Source organism: Paenibacillus sp. R14(2021) (assembly GCF_019431355.1).
In the GTDB taxonomy this organism is placed as follows: domain Bacteria; phylum Bacillota; class Bacilli; order Paenibacillales; family Paenibacillaceae; genus Paenibacillus_Z.
In genome coordinates, this window is record NZ_CP080269.1 from 2,816,547 (window position 1) to 2,831,863 (window position 15,317).

The window sequence follows — 15,317 nt, forward strand, 5'->3', positions numbered from 1 at the left end:
CTCTAACCCCCGCTCAAAAGCGGCGGTGTTTGATTTATTTCGCGTTGCCGCGAATCATTGCAGTAACGCCGGTACGGGACAGCTCGCGAATGCCGTATGGCTTCATCAGCTCTACCATGGCATCGATTTTCTCCGTGTCGCCGACAACCTGTACCATTAGCGAATGCGTGCCGATGTCGACGACGGCTGCGCGGAACGTTTCCACGACGCCCATGATTTCGGGACGAGCCGCTGGTTCCGCATTGACTTTAATGAGAGCCAGCTCGCGGCCAACCATCGGGTTCGCGCTCAGGTCCACGACTTTAATAACGTCGATGAGCTTGTACAATTGCTTGATGACCTGTTCCAGCGTTTTATCATCGCCCGTAGTTACGATGACCATCCGGGACAAGCCGGCTTCCTCGCTTGTCCCGACGGTGATGCTTTCAATATTGAAGCCGCGGCGTCCGAACAATCCGGATACGCGTTGGAGGACGCCGGGCTGGTCGTTGACGATAACGGCTATCGTATGCCTTTTCATTCCGCATCCCCCATTATCATTTGATCAATCGTCGAGCCTTGCGTAACCATCGGATACACGTTCTCGTGCTTGCGGACAACAAACTCCACAACGGCCGGTCCTGGGTGGTTCATCGCTTCGATCCATGCCGCGCGCGCTTCTTCCTTCGTCGAAGCACGGAAGCCTCTCACGCCGTACGCATCCGCCAATTTCACGAAATCAGGACTGCCGGACAGATCGATATGGCTGTACCGGTTATCATAGATCAGTTCCTGCCATTGGCGAACCATGCCGAGTACCTGATTGTTGATGATAACCACTTTAACCGGGATGTTGTTGATGGCGCAAATCGCAAGCTCCTGTGCGCACATTTGCATGCCGCCGTCACCATTAATCGAAATAACGAGACGGTCCGGATTCGCCATTTGAGCACCGATCGCCGAAGGGAAACCGAAGCCCATCGTGCCGAGACCACCAGAAGTCACCCACGAGCGCGGCTTGTTGAACTTGTAATATTGTGCAGCCCACATTTGATGCTGGCCAACGTCCGTCGTTACGATGGCTTCGCCTTTGGATTCTTCATAAAGCATTTCGATAACCCATTGCGGCTTCAGCTCTTCATCGCTGTCCTGGTACTTAAACGGTTTCTCCAGCTTTGAAGCCGCGATCTGTGCACGCCATGCATCGGCTTTCGCCGCGTATTTCACGTCTTTGTTCGCGAGCTGCAGCACCGTTTTCACATCGCCTACGATTGGAATATCCGTCGGCACGTTTTTGCCGATTTCAGCCGGATCGATATCGATGTGAACGATCTTGGCATGCGGCGCGAAGCCGGCGAGCTTGCCGGTAACGCGGTCGTCGAAACGCGCGCCGATGTTGATGAGCAGATCCGCCGATTGAATCGACATATTCGCCGTATACGTGCCGTGCATGCCCGGCATGCCAAGCCACAGATCTTCGCCGCTCGGGAATGCGCCGAGTCCGAGAAGCGTTGTCGTAATCGGGATGCCCGATTTGATGATGAACTCGTGCAGCTCTTCATGACCGCCGGAGTATACGACGCCGCCGCCAGCTAGAACGATCGGACGTTCTGCTTCGCTGATGGCTTTCAGCATTTTGTCGACCTGCAGCTTGTTCGGCTGTACGGTCGGGTTGTAGCCGCGGATGCTTACTTCCGTAACGGGTTCAAACAGCGTCAGCTCTGCGGATACGTCCTTCGGAATATCGATCAGGACAGGACCTTTGCGGCCAGTATTGGCGATGTGGAAAGCTTCATGAATGATCCGCGGCAGGTCCGCTGCCTTGCGAACCAAATAACTATGTTTAGTAATCGGCATTGTGATGCCGGTAATATCAGCTTCTTGGAAAGCATCCGTACCGATCAAAGTCGTCGCTACGTTGCCGGTGATGACGACAAGCGGCACCGAATCCATATACGCAGTTGCGATACCCGTGACTAGATTTGTAGCTCCAGGTCCCGATGTAGCAATACATACGCCAACTTTACCGCTAGCCCGCGCATAACCGTCGGCCGCATGAATGGCGCCTTGCTCGTGGCGGGTCAGCAGATGCTTAAAGTCCGAGAATCCGTGCATGGCATCATAAATATACAACACAGCGCCGCCGGGATAGCCGAATACGCATTCCACATCCTCAAGCACCAAGCTGCGGAGCAAAATTTCTGAGCCGGTGATAACCTCCGGTTTTCTCAGGTTTTCCTTAATTTCTTCTTTTGACCTTAACGTTGCGTTTTGAGCGACCATTAAGTCGTCCTCCCTTCTTTAAAAACAAAAAAACCTTCCGTTCCCAGACGCTTATCGCATCCAGGGACGAAAGGTTGATCTTCCGTGGTACCACCCAAATTGTTATACGCCTCACAGCGCATAACCTCATAAGGTAAGAACGAGAACCGTTCATACCTTGGCACATTAACGTGTGCCTTACGATTTTCCCTAATACCCTTCACCTTAACGGTGAAGCTTTTCAGGAAAACAGCTCCGAGGTGAGCTCGTTGGAAAGGGGTTTTGGCGTCGGTTTCAGCAGTTCCGTACGCTCTCTGGAGCAAAAGAGCCCTTAACACTTCGTCCTCTTCATAGCAGATCACTTTATGGGTTGAAACGGGTGTTTCGTGCAAGCACGTCAGCCTGCTTCAACTTGGCTTATCGCTTATTATATGCTTTGACATTTCATTCGTCAAGAAGAAGGACGTGCATATTTATAAAAAGTTATGTATACCCCTTTCCGATGCGCGTGCCGCGGGGCATTCACATACGATATAGCATACTTGAGCCTAAGAAAGCAGGATGATGACTTATGATTCGAGCAAGGCGGGCACGCACGGATGACCAGGAGATCATCCGCCTCATCAAGCAGGAGCTCATTCCACTTTCCTATACGGCATCGCCCCGAGATGCCCAGACGATCCGCGAGCTGCCCAAACGTCTCAGCGACGGCGTATCCCTTGTCTACTCCCGCACGAAAAAAAGCATGCCGCTCGGGTTCATTCACTTCTATACGCGGGGGCAGCTGCTCCTCTACGATATGCTTGTCGTTCATCCGCAGCATCGCGGCAAACAAATCGGCACGCTGCTCATGAACGAGGCGGAACTGCACAGCCGTCAGCAAGGCGCCACCCACGCGAGGCTCTTCGTAGATTACGGCAATCCAAGAGCCCAGCGGCTCTATGCGCGGCTGGGCTTCCAGACTGTCCGTTATTACTCCGATCTTCGCTGTTACGAGATGCTGAAGGCGCTGGTGTAAGCGGACCGCATGCCTGTTGTAAGGCGCTTGATGCGAGCCTTTAGTAGAACGGGCCGTTCGTGAAGCCCGGGCCTTGCTGGCAGCACTGGTCGAACCCGCCTGGGCCTCCGAAGCCGGGACCACCAAAACCAGGACCTCCGAAGCCGGGACCTCCGAAGCCGGGACCTCCAAACCCGAGACCACCGAAGCCGGGGCCGAAACCAGGACCACCGAAACCGCCGCCCCATCCAAATCCGCCTCCGGAGAACAAGCCGATGGCAAGCAGATCGAACAAGACGAGCGGTATGATCGCTCTTGTTTGTACTTCTTTGCCGTTGCTGAGCGGCCGCAGCTGCAGCTGATTGTTATGGGCGTGCACCAGCTTGCCCGTGACGACGGAACCATCCTTGCGAACGGCAAAAATGGTCTTGCCGACCAATCTCTGCACTTGATTTTTTGTGACGCGAGCCATAGGATTTTCCTCCTCATGATGTCTTGCTTGTGCCCTTCCGCGGCAAATGCTCATAACCGGCATTTGTACGGAAAGGTTAAACGGCGTTGTCCTATACTCTATTCACTAGCACCTGTTAGCGATTGTACCGATGTCCATAGGGCAGGAAACCAAAAAAAAGCGCCCTCCCGGCGAACGGGAGGGCGCTTTATATGAAACGCGGGTTATACAACTTACGCGTTTACTTTTTGTTTTGCAAGATTTGCAAACGTGTTGAACGAAGTGATGTCGTTCACTGCAAGATCAGCAAGCATTTTGCGGTTTACTTCGATGCCAGCCTGTTTCAAGCCGAACATGAATTTGCTGTAGGACAGACCGTTTTGGCGAGCTGCAGCATTGATACGAACGATCCACAGTTTGCGGATGTCGCGTTTGTGTTGACGACGGTCACGGTATGCATAAAGCAAGGATTTCATGACTTGCTCTTTTGCTGTTTTAAACAGGCGATGCTTGGAACCGAAATAACCTTTTGCCAGCTTCAAAATTCTTTTACGACGACGTGCGCGGACGAATCCGCCTTTAACTCTTGCCATGAGTAGAAACCTCCCGAGTATAAGTTATATGATTAACCTTTGATGTTTGCAAGACCTTGCGCCAGACGTTTGATATCGCCTGAAGCCATAAGCGGTTGTGTAGCTAGAACACGTTTTTGACGAGCAGATTTGCCGGAAAGAAGATGATTTCTGTACGCTTTGTAGCGTTTCACTTTACCGGTACCCGTAATTTTGAAACGGTCTTTCAAACTGCTGTGAGTTTTCATTTTAGGCATGTGGTGTTCCTCCTCAAAGAATGTTAGTTAGTCGGTTTAGGTGCCAAAATCATGATCATGCTGCGGCCCTCAAGCTTGGGGACACGCTCCATGACGCACAAATCAGCAACTTCGGTTGCAAGTCGGTCCAAAATCTTCTGACCGACAGAAGCATGTGTGATTTCACGACCGCGGAAACGGACGGAACATTTCACTTTATCGCCTTCACCCAAGAACTTCACGACATTGCGGAACTTCGTTTGGTAGTCGTTCTCGTCAATGTTGGCACGGAACCAAACTTCCTTCGTGTCGACGATCTTCTGGTTCTTGCGCGCTTCCTTGTCTTTCTTCTGCTGCTCATAACGGAATTTGCCATAGTCCATAATCCGGCACACCGGCGGTTTCGCTGTCGGTGCAACGTTTACGAGGTCCAAGTTCAAATCGATCGCCAATTGCAATGCTTCGCGGAAGAGCTTGATGCCGAGCTGCTCGCCCTCAGCACCTACGACGCGTACTTCTCTGGCGCGAATCTCATCGTTGATTTGATGTTCCCTGCTAATAACCTGCCACCTCCAAAAATTATGAATCAAGCAATCATCAAAAAATGCGGATCCGCAAGGGACCCGCATTCCATTAACCAAGATTGAAGGCATCAGCCTGTTCCAATCATCGATCGCGAACCTGACAGCCGAAGCCGTAAAGGTGAGAAGCGGGTGCCTCTACTTATGCGTAACCATGAATAACTACTTCATTCAAGACATGCTACCGAAATAATATAACACAGCGGATATAAGCTGTCAACATGCATGATGCTTTTTAATTTTGTGCTATACCTGCTTGCTCTGCACCTCTTCGAGACGAAGCACGCGTGTATGCTGCGTATGACTCCACTGCTTATTGTTCTGCGTGAAGAATGCATAGAACGTAATCGGCAGCCAGGACAGCTGGAAGAAAATCATCGAGAACAGATGCGCGTACATTTTCCACGACTTGATGCCTTCAAGCATCATGACGAGCGGGAACATAATGACCGTCGCGGCAATCGCAACGCCGGCAACCCAGTTCGGCAAATAATAATAAATGGACGTGAACACATTATCCGCCGGAATGATGTTATCGAGCCAGATCAACGCCGTTACGATAAAACCGAGGAACGTGTTATACACCGATATCGAGTACAGTGCAGCATCGAATTTCACGAAGCTGCGTTCCTTGATGCTCGCCCACAGCAGCGGGAAAAAATAGCTGCGCGCAACGGTAAAGTGGCCCTGCATCCAGCGCAGGCGCTGACGAGAAGAGGCTTTGAAGCTGAGCGGCTTCTCATCGTAAACTTTCGCGTCATAGTTCAGTACCGGGTGAATGCCGCGCTTCACGCAGCGCATGGAGAACTCCAGGTCTTCCACGAGGCTTGTGGCGCCCCAGCCCATTTCCTTCATCAGCTCGGTATCAAAGCACATGCCCGTTCCACCCAGGTAGTTGGCCATGTTCAGGTTACGGCGGGACAGCTGCCACAGGCGGTTACAGTACCAGTATGTGATGGCATAAGAAGCGGTAACCCAGGAATCTGTTGGATTCTTCGTATCCAGATAGCCTTGGATGACCTTGTGACCTTCGCAAAGATCGTTGTTCATGTGCGTCAAGAAGTCGTTGCCAACCAGATTATCGGCATCGAACATGACGATTGCGTCGTATTGACGAGGCATCGCCCACAATTCCTTCAGCATCCATTCGATGGCGTGGCCTTTGCCGCGCAGATGCGGATTCTTGCGTTCGCACGCGGTAACGCCATAGCTGCGGACGATTTCTGCCGTGTTATCCGTGCAGTTATCGCAAATCACGAAAATATCATAAAGCTCTTTTGGATAATCGAGATTCTTGAGATTCTCGACAAGTGCCCCGACGACCTGCGCCTCGTTATGGGCGGCGACTAGGACTGCGAATGATTTTTTTGGCTTGTGCGTCAGTGTTCTCCGTTTTCTCACGATGCCGAATAGGGAAATGCCGAACTGATAAATCCCTACAAAGGCAAGAAAAATTTGAAACAGAATAATGATCGTGTTAACCATTACTTGGTGTTACCCCCTTGAGACCCCATTTTTCATATTTTCTCTGTTTTTTGTTTACCTTGCTTCATGTTGATGGTCATAGTTGGTTTGGGTGTACGCGGATTTTTCTTTTTTACCGCAACCCTACTGATTTTCCACACAAAGCCGCCTTTTGTCAAAAGTTGAAATCGTCGTTCAACGGCCAAGAAATCGAAGAAAAACGCTTGCATTAGGGTCTGATCGGTTCTGATGGCCAGTTTTCTTCCGTTTCACCCTTATTTTCATCCATTTACGAATAAATCATGTCTCTTTTTCATTTAACGTACAAAAAAGTGGTTAAGTTTCATGCCGTTCATCCTCTAATGTGACGAATTAATGAACGAACCTCCGGCTCCGACGCTTCGCGCACCTTGGTCAGCAGCTCTTCGAAAATGGCATCCCACGATTGCCTCATGCTGTGGGCGAGCCCGCGCGCCCGGAAACGGCTCTGCAGCCCTTCGTCGCGATAAATCCGCTCCAGCGCTTTGCTGAACGAATCCGCATTGCCCGGCTCGCAGCGAAGGCCGTTCCATTCATGCTGCACCGTATCCACGACGCCTCCCGTATCCGCGCAGATGACAGGTGTGCCGCAGGCCATTGCCTCAAGCACGACGTTGCCGAACGTCTCCGTCGATGAAGGGAATAGAAACACGTCCGATCCCGCGTACCACTGCTGAAGCTCGGGCAGGGCCGTAAATCCAAGAAAGCGGACATTGACTCCCTCTCGCAGCGCCTGCTGCTTGAGTGTTTCCATAGATGGACCGTCGCCGGCCATGACAAGCACGGCATTGCGGCATACATCACGCTGAAACTTCGCAAAGGCGGCGATTGCAGTATCCGCGTTTTTCTCGGGAGCCAGTCTGCCCACGTACAGCACGACGTACGAATCCGGCGAAATCCCGTGTTTGGCGCGCCACAGCGCTCTATCTACATTCGGATGATAGCTCTTCGTATCGATCCCGCGCGTCCAGACGGCGAGTCGTTTCTCATCCCACCCCCGTTCCTTCAGCACCTGAAGGGTAGATTTGGAAGGTACGAATATATACCGGCAATCCGCATGGAACCAGTTGATATACCTCCATAACATCTTAACCATCCATTGGATATTGTAAAACGCTAAATAGCGATCAAAATGCGTATGATAAGAAGCAACGAGCGGCAAATGGTGCTTTTTGGCATAGTGAATACCGAAAAGCCCCATGTTGAATGGGGTTGCGACATGAATAACCGTGGGCTTGAACGCATCCAGCGCCCGGCGCACATGAAGGGGATTCGGCAGCGCAAGGCGGCATTCCGGATAGAGGAAAAAGGGAAGACTCGCGAAGCGTTCCACCGTGGAAGAAGCCTGGTATGACTTGTCGTATGCAGGGTCAGGCGCAAAAACAAGGCAAGGTATATTCTGAGCACGCAAATAATCCGACCACCGTTCCAGCGTTCGGGCAACTCCGTTTACATCAGGCGCAAACGTATCCGTGAATAACGCGAGCCGCATTGCTATCCCCTCCGTCACTCCGGCTTACGCAGTCTGCTTGTTGAGGCATCGGCAGCGGTGCGGCCGGGTATTTGGAAGCAACTATAACGGATTTGTATTACGGCGAGATCAATGCGGCGTGAAGGGATCGTGAAGATATTAATTTCGGCTTAGCAAACTGTTGATACGGCGCAAACATTTCTCCCCTATCATCGAAGGAGAAGAAGGAACGTCATCATGGTATGGGGAGTGGATTGACGTGGTAAACATGGTTTTCTGGGCCATTACGCAGGAGCAGCGCGTTTTCTTCTGGGCAAATCGCAGACCTTCGCATCAAGGATTGAACCGGTGGCTAAGCCGCTGGCTGGGAACCGTCACCCATACGGGCGGCGCCTCCTTCACGCTCCTGACGGCGCTTCTCGCAGCTCTTGCCGCACCGGGCTTATGGGGCACCGCAGGCTGGAAAAGCTTCGCCGCCGTTGCCATCAGCCATATTCCCGTCGCCATCGTCAAGCGGAAATTCCGCCGGCTTCGGCCTTACCAAGCGCTCACGGCCGTCCATACATGCCAAAAGCCGCTGCGCGACTCGTCTTTCCCATCCGGTCACACAACGGCTGTATTTGCCTGGCTGATGCCTTGGCTTCTCGTTGACGCCGCGCTACTTCCCATCCTGGTGCCTGCCGCGATCATCGTCGGCTGCTCGGTGGCATGGTCGCGCATGTATTTAGGCTTGCATTATCCTTCCGACGTTACGGTCGGCGCCGTGCTCGGCACATTGACATCCGTGCTCATATCCGCAGCCTGGTCCTTGATCTGAGCGGCGCGCTTCGCTTCCTTATGGGCAGCGATCGCCTTCTCGCCGATCACGACCTCCACGCGGTGAATGTTGTTTCCGCGTTCGACGAATTTTGCTTCGTATTCCGTAAGAACAAGATCATCGCGTAGCGTATCCCGGTGCAAGTGAAGCGCGATGTTGCGCATGTGAAGCTCCATGTCGGCAAAGCTGTTAAGCGAGAACTCGAACAGCGACTGCGAGTCCGTCTTGAAATGAATTTCCCCGAGGTCGTTCAGAATTTCGATATATTTCGCCACGAACCGCGGATGCGTCAATCTGCGGCGGGCGTGCTTCGCCTTCGGCCACGGATCGCTGAAGTTCAGATGGATACGCTGGATTTCGCCCGGCGCGAACATGTCCTCGATCCCTTCGATGTTGGCGCGAAGCAGCGCCAAATTCGGCGGCTGGGCAGCGCCCTGCTCATCCCAAGCCGCGCGTGCCTTCTCGCTCGCCCGGCGAATCAGCTCGTCGTACATGTCGACACCAATAAAATTAATATGCGGGTTCCGGACGCTCATGTCGCTGATGAATCTGCCCTTTCCCATCCCGAGCTCAATGTAGATCGGGTTATCGTTGCCGAAAAACTCCCGCCAGCGGCCCTTATAAGGCGCCGCGTCCAATACGACCAGCTCCGGCTGGGCTTCAATACTTTCCAAAATTCCTTTTCTTCCTCTAAGGCGCATCGTGCATCCATTCCTCCACGTCTTCATAAACTAGTCCCTATTGTGCCCGAACGACAGGCTTTTTGTAAAGTCCGCCCCACCCGGCAAGCAGACAAAATAAAAAGCCGAGGCGCTTGTGAGCACCTGCGGCTTAACCGGTTTTAGGAAGAACCATCAATTCAGCAGCTGACTTGGCGTGCTTTCTTGCGATTCCAAAATATCATGCAGTTTCTTGCGTGCGGAAACTTCGATATTATGGTTGCCATAGAAACGGATGCCTGCCAGCGACATCAGTTCTTTGCGGGTCAACTCAATCGTTACTTTCTCATCACCTTGCGGAATTTTAATGTTCGTGTTCATTCCTCATCACCTCACTGATTTTTTCCGAACGGAATTTCCAAAAAATCGACCTGCTATGAGCAGTAGTGGGAAGGTGGTAAATGTTGTGTTTTCCTTGATCTGTCGCACTTTTAATATAACAGCTCATGTCAGGTATTGCAAGCCCTTTTCTAAAATAATTCGCTTTCAATTCCCAGCCGTTTCACGGGCTTGTCCGCTTCAATCGGCGATTTAGACTTAAAACAAACCGTGCTGACATGGCGTTTTGCGCTGTTTTTCGTTATGATTATACGTAATGGAATACGAGAATGAAGAAGCAAGAGGAGTCTATGCAAATGCCTGTACACACATCACCGGCTGCCGCCGCCCTTTCTCCTAGACTGTGGAGCGACAAAAGGTTTCATACATGGAATTTCGAAATGCGCGAGCAATTCGGAGGCAAGGTTTTCAAAGTCATGCTGGACGCGGGGTTCACCTGCCCGAACCGGGACGGATCCATCGCTGCGGGCGGCTGCACGTTCTGCAGCGCGCGGGGCTCGGGCGATTTTGCCGGAAGCCGCAGGGATGACCTGATTACGCAGTTCAATAAAATCCGCGACCTGCAGCATCAGAAATGGCCGGAAGCGCAGTATATCGGCTATTTCCAGGCGTATACCAACACCTATGCGCCGGTTGAAGAGCTGCGGGAATATTATGAGGCGATATTGGCGCAGCCCGGCGTTGTCGGATTGTCCATTGCAACAAGGCCGGATTGCCTGCCGGACGATGTCGTTGATTATTTGGCCGAGCTGAACGAACGCACCTACCTGTGGGTGGAGATGGGCTTGCAGACGATTCATGAATCGACCTCGACGCTCATTAACCGCGCGCATGATACCGCCTGCTACGAGGATGCCGTCAAACGACTGCGAGCCCGCGGTATCCGCGTCTGCGCGCACATTATTTACGGGCTGCCGCAGGAAACGCATGAGATGATGATGGATACAGGCCGGGCCGTTGCGGCCATGGATGTTCAAGGCATTAAGATCCATCTGCTTCACCTCATGCGCAAGACGCCGATGGTGAGGCAGTATGAAGCCGGTCTGCTCCGCTTCTTGGATCAAGACGAATACATCAAACTGATCGTCGATACGCTGGAGCTCCTGCCCCCGGATATGATTGTTCATCGGCTGACGGGCGACGCGCCGCGCGATCTGCTGATTGGGCCGATGTGGAGTCTGAAGAAATGGGAAGTGCTTAACGCGATTGATCACGAGCTGGCCAGCCGCAATACGTGGCAGGGCCGACTCTGGGAGGCCATCTAATGGGCTTTCTGAGCGTGCTCGGCATGGCGCATAAGCTGGTGAAGGAGCGCGCCATGGCGGGCGGCATCGTCATTGACGCCACCTGCGGCAACGGCGTGGATACGCAGTTTCTGGCGGAGCTTGTCGGACCGCGCGGCACCGTTTACGCGTTCGACATCCAGGAAGCGGCGCTTCAGCGCACGGAAGCACGCCTTGCCGCTGCCGGCGGATCGGACAAGCCTGCTGGCGGCGTTGCTGCGCTTCGTCTCGTCCATGACAGCCATAGCGCCATGGACGCGCATATAGACGATGCACACCGCGGCGTCGTTGATGCCGTGATGTTCAATCTCGGCTACCTGCCCGGCGCGGACCAAGCCGTCATTACGACGGCCGAGTCCACCTTGCCCGCGATCAAGGCCGCCTTGGCGCTCTTGCGGAGCGGCGGCGTCATTACGGCGGTGCTCTATCCCTGCCATCCCGGCGGCTCGGAGGAAGCAGACGCCGTCTGCGAATGGGCAGCCTCCCTTCCGCAGGCGGCGGGCCAAACGCTGCTGTACCGGATGGCCCAGAAACCGAGCGCCCCATACTTGATCGCAATCGAGAAGAAGTAAGCCAATCCGATTACCCATTACAAGGAGGAATTATTCATGGCAGTTCGTAAACTTGAGCACGTAGGTATTATGGTCAACAACATCGAGAACTCGGTCAAATTCTACACGGAGGTCGTCGGTCTCAATCATTTGTACACCATGACGCATACAAACGGCGTCATCCGGATGGCATTCCTCTCCGGCACCGACGGTCAAGAAAGCGAGATCGAGCTCGTGGAGGGCTACACCGCCGAGCTGGCTCCCGAAGGCCGTACCCATCATGTCGCGTTCACGGTAGATGACGTGGAGGCGGAGTTCAAACGAATAACCGATCTCGGCGTACCGCTTCGCGATACGGAAATTACGACGCTTCCGAACGGCGCGCGCTATTTCTTCTTCTACGGTCCGGACGGCGAGTTTCTTGAAATGTTTCAACCCAGCAGCCGTGCGTAATTCACGCATGCACGCATAGATCATCATACAGATAGAGGAGAGAACCATAATGACACAAACGTATCCGCTGCAATTCAAACCTGAAATGAAAGAACGCATATGGGGAGGACGCGCGCTGGAGCAGTTCGGTCTTGAGCTGCCCGAAGGTGCCATCGGCGAAGGCTGGATGATCGGCGACCACCCGAACGGAACGACCAAAGTCATGAATGGCCCGCTTGCCGGACTCGGGCTCGATGAGATCCGCGAGAAATACGGCCGCGAATACTTCGGCACGAAAGGCTACGCCGAGGACGGCCGCTTCCCGCTGCTCATTAAGCTGCTCGACTGCAATGACGACCTGTCGATTCAAGTTCATCCGACGGACGCTTATGAAGGGCTGCCGAAGGGCGAGCTCGGCAAAACCGAAATGTGGTACATCCTGGCCGCCGAGCCGGGCGCCAAAATCATCTACGGGCTGAAAGACGGCGTAGACCGCGCTGCGCTTGCTGCCGCAATCGAAGAAGGCCGCGTCATGGACTGCCTGCAGGAAGTTCCGGTTGAAGCCGGCGATGCGTTCTATATTCCGGCCGGTACGGTCCATGCGCTGTGCGCTGGCGTCGTCGTGGCGGAAATTCAACAAAACTCCGATACGACGTACCGGGTGTTCGATTATAACCGCCCGGGTCTGGACGGCAAGCTGCGCGAGCTGCATGTCGAGGACTCGCTCAACGTGACCGCTTACGAGGGCGCAGGCGCTAGCCGTATGAAAACGGACAGCATCGGCGAGAATGAATGGCTCGTTATCGCGGAATCACCTTATTTTGTTGTCGAGAAGGGTCTTGTGCGCGCGCCTTGGAAGCTGTCGACGACGCCGGAATCGTTCGTGATCCTCGTGATCGCCGAAGGCACGGGCACGCTTAGCTGGGACGGCGGCAAGCAGGACGTGAAAGCAGGCGAGTGCTTCCTGCTTCCTGCCAGCCTTGGCGGCTATGAGCTGGACGGTAATCTGACTGTGCTCCGCAGCGTAACGCCATAAGCGATTTATAGCAAAAAACGACATCCCGACCGCAGACAGCGGCTTGGGATGTCGTTTTTTGCTATGCACCCGTTCCGGTTAGATGACAATGACGAAAGGCGCAACGATCACCTTACCTTTCACCTGGAACTGCGCCCATAGCTTATAGGTGCCCGGCTTCGGGAATTGGGTGTGAAACATGACGCTTGCACCGGCGCTCATCTCGGCGGCGGCGTGCACATGGAGGTACTGCTTCGCGGACGCATCCAGAATCACGCAATGTCCGACTGTGCCGAGATAGGGCTCCAGCACAGTCCGCTCTCCGGTCTCCGTCGATTTCAGCTTGAAATTCAGCATGGCCATCCCGCCAGCTTGAATTTCGCCTGGCATCGGCTCCGCCGAAAGCGTGATCTCAACGCCGTCAACGGTTGTCTTCCACGGAGGACCGGCCGTCAGCGGGACGGCAGCAGGCTCGTCGCCGTTTACGGCGATGCGCGTTTTGCAGACGGTCAGCCCCTTGCCGTCCGGCATGAACTCGGTGAGGAGCAGAAACGTGCCGCCATGCGGAAACGTCAGCTTCACCCGGAATTTCCCGTGTCCTTCGTACACGGGATGAACGTGGTCGAAGGAAGAAAGATCCTGGCTGACGACGATCAGATGCAGCAGCTTCGTCATATCCTCGGCGAAGACCTCGACAGGCCGTCCCCCCGAATCGCGCACCTGAAGGATCAGCGCAGCTTCCGAAGCGCCTGACGGCGGCTTCACCTCCGGCTCCACCGTCACGCTATAGCCCCGGTCGGACACATTCGCCATCCCATCCGACTGGAGCGCATGCAGCAGCCCCTTCGTCGGCGGATGAATTTCAACGTTGTCGAGCACGCTGCCGGCAGCGCAGCCGCCGAGCAGCAGCGCCGTGAGCAGAACGAGTGCCTTCAGGCCTGTGCTGCAGATTCGATTGGGCATGGCGCTATCCCTTCGTGATCTTCTGCGATGCCAGCAAATGAAGACCCAGCGACAGCAGTGCGGCTTCGACAATGGACCCCGACCACAGCTCCGTCTCCCAGCCGATGCCTCCCGAAGCATACATCCAGCCGTAATAGAAGCTCCATAGCGCGGCAGGGATTACAGCCGCCAAGATCCGTTCGGCATGAAGCCGCCCTTCACCCGCGCGCAGCGTATGGTAGAGGAGATCACCCAGCAGACCCGCGGCGCCGGCGATGAAGATGGACGGATAGTTCTGAAAGCCGTCGAGTACATTCATCATGACCGTGATGATCGTGAAGAGCAGCGTGATCGCGCCAAGCGGCAGCCGCCAGCGTTTCATAAGCAGAAACACGGGAAACATGTAAACCAGCGTATCCAGTAGAATGTACGATAATCCGCGCATGGCGTTATCTTCGGCAATCATGCCGCCTCCAAACTGGCTGGCGTACCAGTCGACCGATGACGCCGTAGGCAGATTGTAGCGGAACATCCAGGCGTACATCAGGAAGAAGCTGACCGCTCCGGTCGTGAACATAAGCGACAGGAAAGCGGGCGCAAACTCCGGCCAGCGCGGCCGCGTCATCGCCGTGTTGTGCCAGCTCGCCCGAAACGGGCTGGACAAGATGAGCAGACCGCCTAGCAGCAGGACGAGGTGGGTCGGACTTAGAAGCGCGGCCGTGTTTTGCTCGATGCCGAACACCGTATGCCAGTACATATCGCCTAGACCGCCTAGCAGGAAGACTACCGTGCCGATCAACCCAAGGCCGTAGCCGACCGGAGCGGCAGCCGTCCACGATGAACCGTTTACGGTCTTGGACTGGTAAAGAAGCCAACCCATCCATAGCGCGGAAGCCAAGAAGCCCGAATAGAGAATCGCATGCCAAGGCGTAAAGAACGTCTCCACGACGCCGTGGTTATGCGCAAAGCCGTCAACGAACACCCCGCCGATCAGCCACACGCCGAATAAAACCGTCCAATATTCTTTGCCGGTCGATACTCGAACTGCCGGCCGCCCAGCCGCCGGCGCCGATAATGGTACCTGCATGCATCCCGCTCCTCCCAAATGTTGATATATCCTCATTGTACGATAATGAGCAGCGCTTTCACTACATCTGAGCCAAATAA

18 protein-coding genes and 1 other annotated feature are annotated in these 15,317 nt (G+C 54.2%); of the genes, 6 read left to right on the forward strand and 12 right to left on the reverse strand.

Features of this window, described 5'->3' with window-relative positions; genetic code table 11:
- Nucleotides 1–34: 34 nt before the first annotated feature.
- Both ilvN and ilvB read right to left on the reverse strand, forming a co-directional pair.
- Nucleotides 35–520 (reverse strand): acetolactate synthase small subunit, encoded by a 486-nt coding sequence (ilvN, locus tag KXU80_RS13085; RefSeq protein ID WP_219838642.1) that lies wholly within the window; start codon nt 518–520, stop codon nt 35–37.
- On the reverse strand, nt 517–2,262 hold the full coding sequence (gene ilvB / locus KXU80_RS13090) for a biosynthetic-type acetolactate synthase large subunit (RefSeq protein ID WP_219838643.1): 1,746 nt from the start codon (nt 2,260–2,262) through the stop codon (nt 517–519). Before ilvB ends, ilvN begins: the two co-directional genes overlap by 4 nt.
- A 550-nt stretch (nt 2,263–2,812) precedes the next feature.
- Between ilvB and KXU80_RS13095 the strand changes: the two genes are divergently transcribed.
- Nucleotides 2,813–3,259, forward strand: a complete 447-nt coding sequence (locus KXU80_RS13095) for a GNAT family N-acetyltransferase (RefSeq protein WP_219838644.1) — start codon at nt 2,813–2,815, stop codon at nt 3,257–3,259.
- Nucleotides 3,260–3,299: 40 nt separating this feature from the next.
- Here the strand turns inward: KXU80_RS13095 and KXU80_RS13100 are convergent, their stop codons facing one another.
- The 6 genes from KXU80_RS13100 to KXU80_RS13125 form a co-directional block, all read right to left on the reverse strand.
- The gene (locus KXU80_RS13100; RefSeq protein ID WP_219838645.1) at nt 3,300–3,710 is read right to left on the reverse strand and encodes a hypothetical protein; all 411 of its coding nucleotides are present in this window, start codon (nt 3,708–3,710) and stop codon (nt 3,300–3,302) included.
- Nucleotides 3,711–3,922: 212 nt separating this feature from the next.
- A complete protein-coding gene (gene rplT / locus KXU80_RS13105) occupies nt 3,923–4,282 on the reverse strand; it encodes a 50S ribosomal protein L20 (protein ID WP_219838646.1) in 360 nt (119 codons plus the stop codon).
- Nucleotides 4,283–4,314: 32 nt separating this feature from the next.
- Nucleotides 4,315–4,518: a 50S ribosomal protein L35 gene (gene rpmI / locus KXU80_RS13110; RefSeq protein WP_219838647.1), complete on the reverse strand. Its 204-nt coding sequence runs from the start codon at nt 4,516–4,518 to the stop codon at nt 4,315–4,317.
- Between the two features lie 23 nt (nt 4,519–4,541).
- A complete protein-coding gene (infC, locus tag KXU80_RS13115; RefSeq protein WP_219839020.1) occupies nt 4,542–5,126 on the reverse strand; it encodes a translation initiation factor IF-3 in 585 nt (194 codons plus the stop codon).
- Nucleotides 5,090–5,228: a sequence feature (ribosomal protein L20 leader region), on the reverse strand. It overlaps the preceding gene by 37 nt.
- A gap of 96 nt (nt 5,229–5,324) precedes the next feature.
- Entirely contained in the window at nt 5,325–6,563 is a 1,239-nt protein-coding gene (locus KXU80_RS13120) for a glycosyltransferase family 2 protein (RefSeq protein WP_219838648.1), read from the reverse strand.
- 331 nt (nt 6,564–6,894) lie between these two features.
- The gene (locus KXU80_RS13125; RefSeq protein WP_219838649.1) at nt 6,895–8,073 is read right to left on the reverse strand and encodes a glycosyltransferase family 4 protein; all 1,179 of its coding nucleotides are present in this window, start codon (nt 8,071–8,073) and stop codon (nt 6,895–6,897) included.
- A gap of 247 nt (nt 8,074–8,320) precedes the next feature.
- On the opposite strand from KXU80_RS13125, the gene KXU80_RS13130 reads away from it, so the two are divergent.
- A complete protein-coding gene (locus KXU80_RS13130; RefSeq protein ID WP_219839021.1) occupies nt 8,321–8,869 on the forward strand; it encodes a phosphatase PAP2 family protein in 549 nt (182 codons plus the stop codon).
- Here the strand turns inward: KXU80_RS13130 and trmB are convergent.
- On the reverse strand, nt 8,788–9,570 hold the full coding sequence (gene trmB / locus KXU80_RS13135) for a tRNA (guanosine(46)-N7)-methyltransferase TrmB (RefSeq protein WP_219838650.1): 783 nt from the start codon (nt 9,568–9,570) through the stop codon (nt 8,788–8,790). The two genes, KXU80_RS13130 and trmB, sit on opposite strands and share 82 nt — an antisense overlap.
- A gap of 153 nt (nt 9,571–9,723) precedes the next feature.
- A complete protein-coding gene (locus KXU80_RS13140; RefSeq protein WP_219838651.1) occupies nt 9,724–9,909 on the reverse strand; it encodes a hypothetical protein in 186 nt (61 codons plus the stop codon).
- Between the two features lie 314 nt (nt 9,910–10,223).
- Here KXU80_RS13140 and KXU80_RS13145 point away from each other — a divergent pair, with 314 nt between their 5' ends.
- From KXU80_RS13145 to KXU80_RS13160, 4 genes are read left to right on the forward strand one after another with little or no spacing between them, the layout of a single operon-like run.
- Entirely contained in the window at nt 10,224–11,192 is a 969-nt protein-coding gene (locus tag KXU80_RS13145; RefSeq protein WP_219838652.1) for a tRNA modification radical SAM protein MnmL/YtqA, read from the forward strand.
- Complete coding sequence (locus KXU80_RS13150; protein ID WP_219838653.1) at nt 11,192–11,782, forward strand: tRNA 5-(aminomethyl)-2-thiouridylate-methyltransferase MnmM; 591 nt, start codon at nt 11,192–11,194, stop codon at nt 11,780–11,782. The genes KXU80_RS13145 and KXU80_RS13150 overlap by 1 nt, the downstream gene beginning before the upstream one ends.
- Nucleotides 11,783–11,818: 36 nt before the next feature.
- The gene (locus KXU80_RS13155) at nt 11,819–12,214 is read left to right on the forward strand and encodes a VOC family protein (protein ID WP_219838654.1); all 396 of its coding nucleotides are present in this window, start codon (nt 11,819–11,821) and stop codon (nt 12,212–12,214) included.
- Between the two features lie 49 nt (nt 12,215–12,263).
- Nucleotides 12,264–13,229: a type I phosphomannose isomerase catalytic subunit gene (locus tag KXU80_RS13160; protein ID WP_219838655.1), complete on the forward strand. Its 966-nt coding sequence runs from the start codon at nt 12,264–12,266 to the stop codon at nt 13,227–13,229.
- A gap of 78 nt (nt 13,230–13,307) precedes the next feature.
- Here the strand turns inward: KXU80_RS13160 and KXU80_RS13165 are convergent, their stop codons facing one another.
- The gene (locus KXU80_RS13165; RefSeq protein WP_219838656.1) at nt 13,308–14,171 is read right to left on the reverse strand and encodes a DUF8832 domain-containing protein; all 864 of its coding nucleotides are present in this window, start codon (nt 14,169–14,171) and stop codon (nt 13,308–13,310) included.
- A 4-nt stretch (nt 14,172–14,175) separates the two neighbouring features.
- Complete coding sequence (locus KXU80_RS13170) at nt 14,176–15,237, reverse strand: hypothetical protein (protein ID WP_219838657.1); 1,062 nt, start codon at nt 15,235–15,237, stop codon at nt 14,176–14,178.
- Nucleotides 15,238–15,317 lie beyond the last annotated feature (80 nt).